Below are 3,574 nucleotides of genomic sequence, written 5' to 3' on the forward strand. Positions count from 1 at the left end.
GAGGGCATCGACGTCGAATGGAACGGCGAAGACCTGGTTGTCATTCGAAAAAAGCAGGTGTCCGGTCGGCAGATAGCGTGGATCGGCACCCTGCAGCCCGAGCTCTTTGACCCTGTTGTTTTCAAGGTCGAGGGCGACCAGGGTTGCGTTGGCCCGCTCTCCAGCCGAGAGCAGAAGGACCTTGCCGGACGGCAGGGCGGTCGGGCTCCACAAGGTTCGCGACTTCAGATCTTCGAGCTCGATATCTTCGATCTCGCCGCCGTTTTCGGAAACTCTGTAGAGGCGACGTGACGAGACAAAGTAGATGAAACCGTCGGGCGACCAGGTCACGCCGAGCGGGAAGGCGCTGAAGGCTCCGAGCTTGGTCGGCGGGCCGCCGGCGAGATTGACCTTCCACAGACCTTCGGTCGTGGCGAAAGAGATCCACTCTCCGTCCGGTGAAAAGCAGGGGAGGCGAGCGCTGCGCGCCGTCGTGATCTCCCTGACCGAGAAATCGTCGATCCTGCGGATGTAGAGCTGATCGTCCGATCCACCCTCGGCGCTACTGACGATGACCTGGCCGTCGGGGGAGATGGCGAGCGCCCGCCCGTCGCCATACCGCGGAGCTGCGGCGTAGGGAAACTGGATCGAGAACTTGCCGATCCTCGGCTCGCCCGAGTCACCTCGCAGGGCGAGCATCGTCACCGCACCAACTGCAATCGCGCCTGCGATCGCCGCTATCAACCACGGTGCTGTCCTTCGTGGGACCTCGATTCCGGTGGAAAACTCCGATTCGAAGGCGCCTTCGTCTTCACCCGCGACGGCGTCCTCGATCGCGATGCGCGCCTCGCCGATATCCCGCAGACGGCGACGGACCTCCTTTTCGGTGCAACGCTCGATCAGTCGTCGGATGGAGCGGGGGGTGTCACGCGGAATGGCGGACGCGTCTGGTTGCAGTGTCAGTACCGCCGCCAGAGTGTCGGTGACGGTCCCGCCGGGAAAGGCGCGCTCTCCGGTCAACATTTCGTGCAGCAGACAGCCGAAGGCCCAAATGTCGGAACGTTTGTCGGCCGCCTGGCCACGTGCCTGCTCCGGAGACATGTAGGCCGCAGTTCCGAGCATCATGCCGGCCACGGTGCCGGCGCTGGTCAACGTCGGCGACATGGAAGGATCGGGTGACCCGGAAGCCGGATCGGTTTCGAGGGTCTTGGCGAGACCGAAATCGAGGACCTTGACGCGGTCGTCCGGGGTGATGACGATATTGGCGGGCTTGAGGTCGCGGTGGATGACACCCTGTTCGTGAGCCGCCTCCAGCGCATCGGCGATCTGGCCGGCGTAATCGAGTGCCTTGTCCACGGTCAGGGGCCCGCGCTCGAGTATCGCGGCGAGGTCTTCGCCGGGGATGAGCTCCATGGCGATGAATCGCTCGCCGTCCTGGCCTTCGTGGAGACCGTAGACGGCGGCGATATTGGAGTGATTCAACGAGGCGAGGAGCTTCGCCTCACGTTCGAAGCGCGCCAGCCGGTCCGAATGCTCGGAAAGCGATTCGGGCAGGACCTTGATTGCCACCTCGCGGTCGAGGGTGGTGTCGGTGGCATTCCAGACGATACCCATCCCGCCCTCGCCGAGCTTGTCACCGAGACGGTAGTGAAGAAGCGTCGCACCCGAATTTAGAGACATCGTCGCAATATTACACGAGAATCTGGTTTTATGCCACTCGGCTGGGCCGGTTGCGGCGATCCGAGGTCTGATGAAAGGCCTGGCACTGATGCGTCTTCGATGATGAGGATTGCCAGTGATGGGACACACTTTTCGTGCCGGCGTCCGGATGTATTCTTGACGTGTGAAGACCGGTCGGATCCCACCCCTGAACGCGCAAAGCGAGACGATTCTGGCAGTAGCGGTGTGTTTGCTTGTGGCGGCAGGGCCAGGCACCACGCAGGAGGTCTTCAGCGATGGCTTCGAAGAGGCGGGCCGACTGACCTGGTCCGATCTCGTGGCACCTTGTGCAGTTCCACCGGGAGCGGGACTCGAAGACGTGTCCAGCCCGACCATCGTGATCGGCGACGGGACTCCAGGCAGCTGCACCTCGGCCGCATTCGTCAGTGCGGTGGCACAGGGCGGCATCATCACCTTCGACTGCGGTCCGGATCCGGTCACGATCGTCCTCGACCAGACGGCCAAGGTCTTCAACAATACCGGACCGGAGATCGTGATCGACGGCGGCGGTCTGATCACGTTGAGCGGCGGTGGTGTCCGCCGCATCCTCTACATGAACACCTGTGACCCGGATCAGGTGTGGACCACGTCCCACTGCCAGAACCAGGACCACCCGCGGCTCACGGTGCAGAACCTGACCTTCATCAACGGCAACTCCAAGAACGAACTCGAGTACGACGGAGGCGGGGCGATCTGGGTTCGCGGCGGCCGGTTCAAGGTGGTCAATTGCTCCTTCTTCAACAACGTCTGCGCCGACGTCGGGCCCGATGTCGGCGGCGCGGGGATCCGCGTGTTCAGCCAGTACGAGGGACTCCCGGTCTACGTCGTCAACTCGCAGTTCGGCGGAGCGGGCGGTAACGGCAACACCTGCTCCAACGGCGGAGGTATCAGCAGTATCGGTGTCTCGTGGTCGATCATCAACACCGCCTTCCGGAGCAACAAAGCGATCGGCAACGGCGGCAATCCGGCGCAGCCCGGCACTCCGGGTGGCGGCAGCGGCGGCGCGATCTACAACGACGGCAATACCATGACGCTCTCCGTGTGCGGCACACGGATCGAGTCCAACCAGGTCAACGCCTATGGCAGCGCGATCTTCTTCGTCACCAACGACCACTCGGGCGACGTCGTCATCGACCGCTCGGTCATCACCAACAACATCGGCGGCTCGTGGTACCCCACCTATCCCCAGATCTCGAATCACTCCGACACGCCGATCGAGGTGCTGACGTCGATCATCAGATAAACCAACCGACGGCGGGCGCGGTCTCGATCAGCCAGTGGCAGTTGAGTACTGGACATTTTTCGGTCATTCCCCGCGTAGAATGAGGGCCATGGGCGAGAAGGTGATTGGAGTCCTCGGCGGGATGGGTCCGGAGTCGACTGCCGAGCTATTGGTGCGAATCACGAGGTGCACCCCGGCGGCGGTGGAGCAGGACCACCTCCGCGTGGTGATCGACTCCAACCCGAAGATCCCGAATCGCACCGAGGCGCTGTTCTCCGGGGAGACGGGGCCGATCGTCGAGGCGCTCGGACAGACCGCGCGCAACCTCGAAGCAGCCGGGGCCGAGATCATCGGCATTCCCTGCAACACGGCGCACGCCTTTCTGGACGACGTGCGGGCGGCGGTAGATATCCCTGTCGCGGACATGGTCGGGGAAACGGCGCGTCGTGCCCGAAAGGCATATGGGAGTGGCGCCACGGTCGGCCTGGTGGCGACCGACGGGACGTTGCGGTCACGCCTGTATCACGATGCACTCGAAGAGGTCGGCCTCAATCCGTTGGCTCCGCCGGAATCGGGTGTGCAGTTCGCAGTGATGGATGCCCTGGATTCAGTCAAGTTGGACGGCGTCACCGAGGACGCCTGCAGTGCTTTGGC

The 3,574-nt window shown here is 63.3% G+C and carries 3 protein-coding genes; 2 read left to right on the top strand and 1 reads right to left on the bottom strand.

What is annotated here, in order from left to right:
- A partial coding sequence (locus LJE93_02520; protein ID MCG6947776.1) for a serine/threonine-protein kinase occupies positions 1–1,659 on the bottom strand: 1,659 nt, incomplete at its 3' end.
- A gap of 298 nt (positions 1,660–1,957) precedes the next feature.
- Here LJE93_02520 and LJE93_02525 point away from each other — a divergent pair.
- Positions 1,958–2,941, top strand: coding sequence for a hypothetical protein (locus LJE93_02525; protein MCG6947777.1), 984 nt, complete (start codon positions 1,958–1,960; stop codon positions 2,939–2,941).
- An 88-nt stretch (positions 2,942–3,029) separates the two neighbouring features.
- Positions 3,030–3,574, top strand: a 545-nt coding sequence (locus LJE93_02530; GenBank protein ID MCG6947778.1) for an amino acid racemase, incomplete at its 3' end; no start/stop codon positions are given.

This window comes from Acidobacteriota bacterium (assembly GCA_022340665.1).
Classification (GTDB): domain Bacteria; phylum Acidobacteriota; class Thermoanaerobaculia; order Thermoanaerobaculales; family Sulfomarinibacteraceae; genus Sulfomarinibacter.